5 protein-coding genes are annotated in these 5,167 nt (G+C 71.3%); 1 reads left to right on the forward strand and 4 read right to left on the reverse strand.

The window, feature by feature from the left end:
- Positions 1-266: 266 nt before the first annotated feature.
- Positions 267-827 (reverse strand): RidA family protein, encoded by a 561-nt coding sequence (locus VGW35_15225; protein ID HEV8309012.1) that lies wholly within the window; start codon positions 825-827, stop codon positions 267-269.
- A gap of 162 nt (positions 828-989) precedes the next feature.
- On the opposite strand from VGW35_15225, the gene VGW35_15230 reads away from it, so the two are divergent.
- Positions 990-1,838, forward strand: coding sequence for an NUDIX hydrolase (locus VGW35_15230; GenBank protein HEV8309013.1), 849 nt, complete (start codon positions 990-992; stop codon positions 1,836-1,838).
- 281 nt (positions 1,839-2,119) lie between these two features.
- Here VGW35_15230 and VGW35_15235 read toward each other — a convergent pair whose 3' ends face one another.
- From VGW35_15235 to VGW35_15245, 3 genes are all read right to left on the reverse strand, one after another.
- Positions 2,120-3,442 carry a sialidase family protein gene (locus tag VGW35_15235; GenBank protein HEV8309014.1) on the reverse strand — a complete coding sequence of 441 codons (1,323 nt, stop codon included), beginning with the start codon at positions 3,440-3,442 and terminating at the stop codon, positions 2,120-2,122.
- 237 nt (positions 3,443-3,679) lie between these two features.
- Positions 3,680-4,210: a DUF488 domain-containing protein gene (locus VGW35_15240; protein ID HEV8309015.1), complete on the reverse strand. Its 531-nt coding sequence runs from the start codon at positions 4,208-4,210 to the stop codon at positions 3,680-3,682.
- A gap of 36 nt (positions 4,211-4,246) precedes the next feature.
- A partial coding sequence (locus tag VGW35_15245) for a zinc-binding dehydrogenase (protein ID HEV8309016.1) occupies positions 4,247-5,167 on the reverse strand: 921 nt, incomplete at its 5' end.

Below are 5,167 nucleotides of genomic sequence, written 5' to 3' on the forward strand. Positions count from 1 at the left end.
CGGCCCGCGCCGCCGCGAGGGCGTTCAGCGTGGCGAGGCGTACGGCGGCCCGGGTCTGAGCGGGCGTCAGCTCACGCCCGGCCCGACCCCGGTAGCGGAGGACGCCTCGGCGCTCGGGATCGTGGCCCGAGACGAAGAGGAACCCCCCGGCCGCCACGGCCGGGACATACTGGTCCGTGGGGAAGGGGGGTCTCGGAAGGACGAACCGGCCCGGGGGATCGCCGGACCGACGGCGAGCCCGGAAGGACCCCGACGAGCGCCGGGAGCTATCGGCGACGACGCGGGGTCGCGCGCGGAGCCGGGCGGCGCCCACGGCTCGGCGCCTTGCGCGGCGCGGCGGCCTTGCCGGTCCCGGACGTGCCGGCGCCATCGGCGACCTCGACGATCATCTCGATCTCGACGGCGATCCCGACCGGGAGCTCGGCCATGCCGACCGCCGATCGCGCGTGCCGTCCCGCCGCGCCGAAGACTTCGACCATGAAGTCGGAGAACCCGTTCATCACCTTGGGCTGGTCGCCGAACCCGTCGGCCGAGTTCACCATCCCGAGGACCTTGACGATCCGCCTGACACGATCGAGGCTGCCGAGCGCCTCCCGGGTCGAGGCGAGCAGGTTCAGGCCGACCAGCCGCGCGGCCTGGGCGCCTTGCTCCACGGTGAGGTCGCGGCCGAGCTTCCCGACGAAGGCCATCTTGCCGTCCTTCTGCGGCCCGTGGCCGGCGAGAAACAGAAGGTTGCCGACGCGCACCGACCGGACATAGTTGGCCATCGGGGCTGACACGGGTGGCAGATCGATGCCGAGCTCCTTCAGCCTCGCCTCTGCGCCCATCGCGTGCTCTCCTTCGCGGATACCTCGGAGTGAATGGTAGGATGGCCGGAAGCGGCGCCCCATCGTAGGGCGCCCATCCGGTCCTGTCAAGCCAAGCCGACGGGATGGAGGAAATCTGGCGACGCCGTCCGCCGCCGAGGACGGGCGCGCCGGTGAGCGAGCATGATCGAGCGACCAGCGCAGGACGCTAGCCCGGCCTCGTCACCCGATCGCGTCCCCGTGCTGGCCCCGGACGCGGCGACCGTCGTCCTGGCCCGCGACGCAGGTGAGGTGGCCGGCACGGTCGAGGTGCTCCTGCTCGAGCGTCACGCGGGGAGTCGGATGGCGCCCGGCGCGTTCGCCTTCCCCGGTGGCCGGGTCGAGCCCGACGACACATCGCCCGACGCCGAGCGCCTCTGCCGCGGGCTGACGGGCGCCGCCGCGGCCCGGATTCTTCATGATGTTCGGCCGGCCGGCCGGGCCATCGGCTTCTGGATCGCCGCGCTCCGGGAGCTCTTCGAGGAGACCGGGCTTCTCCTCGCGTGCGATGGGAGTGGCGCGTCCTTCGGGTCCGGTGAAGCCGGCCGCGAGCGTCTCCAGCAGTATCGGGCGCGCTGCCGGAGCGGGGGCGGTGTGTTCCGGACGATGCTTCTCGACGAGGGTCTCAGGCTGGCGACCGATCGGATGGTGTACTACGCCCACTGGATCACGCCGGAGGAGCGACCCGTTCGCTACGACACGCGCTTCTTCGTCGCCGCCGCGTTTCCCGACGGATCGCCCGAGCCTGACGGCATCGAGGTCGTGGCCGCGCGCTGGCTCACGCCGGCCGCCGCGGTGGCCGCGCACCAGGAGGGCGCGCTGAGTCTGCCCTTCGTCACCCAGCGTGTCCTTCGGTCGGTGGGCCGCTATCCCACCGTGGCCGCGCTCCTCGAGGCCGCGCGCTCGCGGGAGGTTCGGCCGATCCGACCCCGGATCGTGCTGGCCGGCGGCCAGGAGCGCCTGCTCTTGCCGGGCGATCCGGGCTACTTCTGAGGTCACGTCGGAGGGGGTGTCGGAACACCCCCTCCGAGGCCTCCCCCACGAATCGTTGCGGCGGCAAAAGCCGCCGCGCGGAACGGACCATTCAGCGGCGAGGTGGTTGAGTACCGGGGGGGAAAGGGGGCCGCGACTGCCCCCTTCCATTCAGGAGCGTGTCGGAGTAACCCGCTGCCGGCCACCGAGCGCGTGGTGCATCGAGGAGTGCTCCGAGCGGCGGCTTCGCCGCCGCCACGGCGGGGGGGCATCGGGGGGTCTTCCGAGACCCCCCCGAAGAGCTAGTCACCGGAGTCCGCCTCCGCCTCGCCGGCGCCCTCCGACGGACGCCGGGGGACGACGCCACGCCGGAGGAAGACCTCGCCGTTCCCGTTGGCATAGTCCTCCCAGATGACGTAGAAGCTCCCGTCCTTGGCGAAGAGCGTGATGGCTTCGGTCGACGTGCTTCCCGGATTGTTCGAAATATTCTGGGAGTGACTGAAGCTGGCCCCGCCATTCGTGGACACCGCGATCACGGCGTCGAGGCCGCCCCCCGCGGTGTTGTCCTCCCATCCGACGATGATGGTCCCGTCGGGTCCCTGCGCGGGATACGGATAGTCCGAGAAGGCCCACGAGGGCCCCTTTGCGAGGTTGATCGGCCGGGTGAAGGACGCCCCCCCGTTGACCGACTGGGCGAAGAAGGAGTCGTGCTTGTGGTCTACCCTGTCCTTCCGGACCTCGTAGGCGACCAGGATTCGCCCGTCCCGCCCCACCGCGACCGACGCGCAGTGGGCGTGGACGGGGGCGTTGGAGATGTTCAGGACCGGGAAGAAGTGGGCGCCGTTGTCGAGTGACCGGCTGAAGAGGACCTGGAAGTCTCGGGCGGCCCCCACACGGTCATGCCAGGTGACGTAGACCTTCCCGTTTCGCGGATCCACCGCGACGCCCGGGTACGGGGTGCAGGCTCCGGTCGGCGAGTCGGGCGGGCAGCCGCTCATGGCGACGCCGAAGAGGGCGCGCGGCCGCTCGAAGCTGATGCCTCCGTTGAACGAGCGGATGAGGGCGATGTTGCGGTGCGGGGAGGCCTCGTCCCAGACGACGAAGATCGTCCCGTTCGGGCTGACGGCGATGCGCCCCTCTTGCGAGTCCCCGGGGGTGTTGGAAATGTTTCGCGGCGACGTGAAGCTCTGGCCGCGGTTCGACGAGCGGACGAACATGATTTCCTTGTTGTGGAACGAGATGTCCTGGGTCCAGATCACATACACGGCGCTGCCGCGAACCGCGACCCGCGGACGGAGAGCGGCGCCGCCGGCGCCCGAGAGCCGGATCTGACGCGTGAAGGTCCGCCCCCGGTCGAACGACCGCACGTAGACGATGCGGAAACTGTCCGACCACACGATGTGGAGGGTGCCGGCATCGTCGATCGCCATGTACGGCTGGCGGGAGTCGCCCGGCGACCGGGAGACGTTGATGATTCCCGTCAGCATGACCGCCGCCGCCTGCACGGAGGTGTCGGGGACCTCGGACTGCGCGTGCGCCGGCGGGCTGGCGACGATGCCGGCGCCGGCGATGCCCAGGATGAGGGCGACACGAAGGACCCAGCCGCGACGCAGCCCGTACCGCATCTGCTCTACCTCCCGCTCACTCGATTGGAACCCGGCGGGCGCTCCACCGCCATCCGGACGGCGTTCGCCCCCCCTCGGTTGAGCAATTGGCTTGCCAAAGCCGGCCTGACCCGGAGATCCCGGGATGCCCAGGGAATTCCCCCGGTGCCGTTTCCTTCGGGGGGGCCGCGTGGCCGCGTGAGCCTTGCAGGAATTGCACGAGCCCGCCGGGATCGGCACGGTGGGGCGGGGTGGCCCTCAGAGGCCGGGGATGGCCTCCGGGTCAGGATAGGTCACGGTGAGCCCCTGGGTCCGAGCGAAGGGGGTCAGCGTGTGAGGACGGGCCGACGTCGGGCTCAGCAGATGGCGCACCTCGATCCCGCGGACGACGAGAGCGTCGGCGATCAGGATCCGGTGGCAGCGCCAGGGGACCGCCTCGGTGCAGGCGATGACCGTCCGCGTCTCGGCGGCCAGCGCCAGCAGCTCGGCCAGCCCGCGCGAAAAGCCCTCGGTGGCCATGTAGTCGGCGTAGCCCCGGAAGGAGGTGTTCCGCCACCCGGTGTTCGGGGAATCGGGGCGTGGCCTCCGGAAGCCCCCCAGCTCGGGCAGGTGGTGGTAGCGGGTCCCGCGGGAGGGGAGCGCGACCGCCGCCCGTTCCCGGTTCCAGTGCGGCGTGTGCCGGGACCGCGGCACCGTCCGGACGTCGACCACGAGCTCTATGCCGGCGCCCGCGAGGATCGTCACCAGCTCGTCGAGGGCGCGGGTCGAGAAGCCGATGGTGTAGAGCATCCGCGGGCGCCGGCCTCGCCTCGCGGCTCCGAGGCGTCAGACGACCACGACGACCTTGCCGAACTGCTGACCCTGCCGGAGGAAGGCGAGCGCGGCGGCCGTCTCGGCCAGCGGAAACGTCCGGTCCACGATCGGACGGAGCCGGCCGGCGAAGAGCTGGCCCATCACGTCCCGGAACTCCCGTCGATTCGCCATCGTCGACCCGATGATGCGGAGCTGCTTCCAGAACACGACAGGGATGTCGGTCTCGCCCTTCGGGCCGGTGGTCGACCCGCAGGTGACGAGGCGCCCACCATTGGCCAGAGCCCGAATGGAGCCGGCCCAGGTGGCCGCCCCGACATCGTCGAGCACGACATCGACGCCGCGCCTGCCGGTCCAGTCCCGCACCGCCTTGGTCCAGTCCGTCGTCGTGTAATTCACGCCCTCGTCGGCCCCGAGGGCTCTGGCGCGGCGCAGCTTGTCGTCCGAGCTCGAGGTGACGAAGACCCGGGCGCCGCACAGCTTGCCGATCTGGACCGCGGCCGACGCCACCCCACCGCCGGCCCCGAGGATCAGGAGATCTTCGGCCGGCCGGAGCGCGGCCTGGCTGACGAGCATCCGCCAGGCCGTCATGTTGACGAGGATGAACGCCGCCGCGTCCTCGAACGCGACGTGGTCGGGGAGCGGCAGCAGGTTGGCGGCTGGCGCCACCACGAACTCGGCCAGGCCGCCGGGCACGTGCTCGCCGAGGATGCGGTAGCGCACGCACATCGAGTCCTCGCCCTTGACGCACCACTCGCAGGTGCCACAGGAGAGGCTCGGATTCACGGCCACCCGCGCCCCCGCCGCCACGCCGGTCACGCCGGAGCCGAGGCCGGCCACTTCGCCCGCGATGTCGCAGCCGGTCCAGAACGGCAGCGGGGTCTTGAGAGCCGGCATGCCCCCGAGGACCCAGAGGTCCAGATGATTCAACCCGCA

It is taken from the genome of Candidatus Methylomirabilota bacterium (assembly GCA_036005065.1).
In the GTDB taxonomy this organism is placed as follows: Bacteria; Methylomirabilota; Methylomirabilia; order Rokubacteriales; family DASRDR01; genus DASYQW01.

Coding starts and splice junctions, on each gene's coding strand:
- VGW35_15225 (HEV8309012.1), bottom strand. CDS start 827: ATGGGCGCAGAGGCGAGGCTGAAGGAGCTCGGCATCGATCTGCCACCC.
- VGW35_15230 (HEV8309013.1), top strand. CDS start 990: ATGATCGAGCGACCAGCGCAGGACGCTAGCCCGGCCTCGTCACCCGAT.
- VGW35_15235 (HEV8309014.1), bottom strand. CDS start 3,442: ATGCGGTACGGGCTGCGTCGCGGCTGGGTCCTTCGTGTCGCCCTCATC.
- VGW35_15240 (HEV8309015.1), bottom strand. CDS start 4,210: ATGCTCTACACCATCGGCTTCTCGACCCGCGCCCTCGACGAGCTGGTG.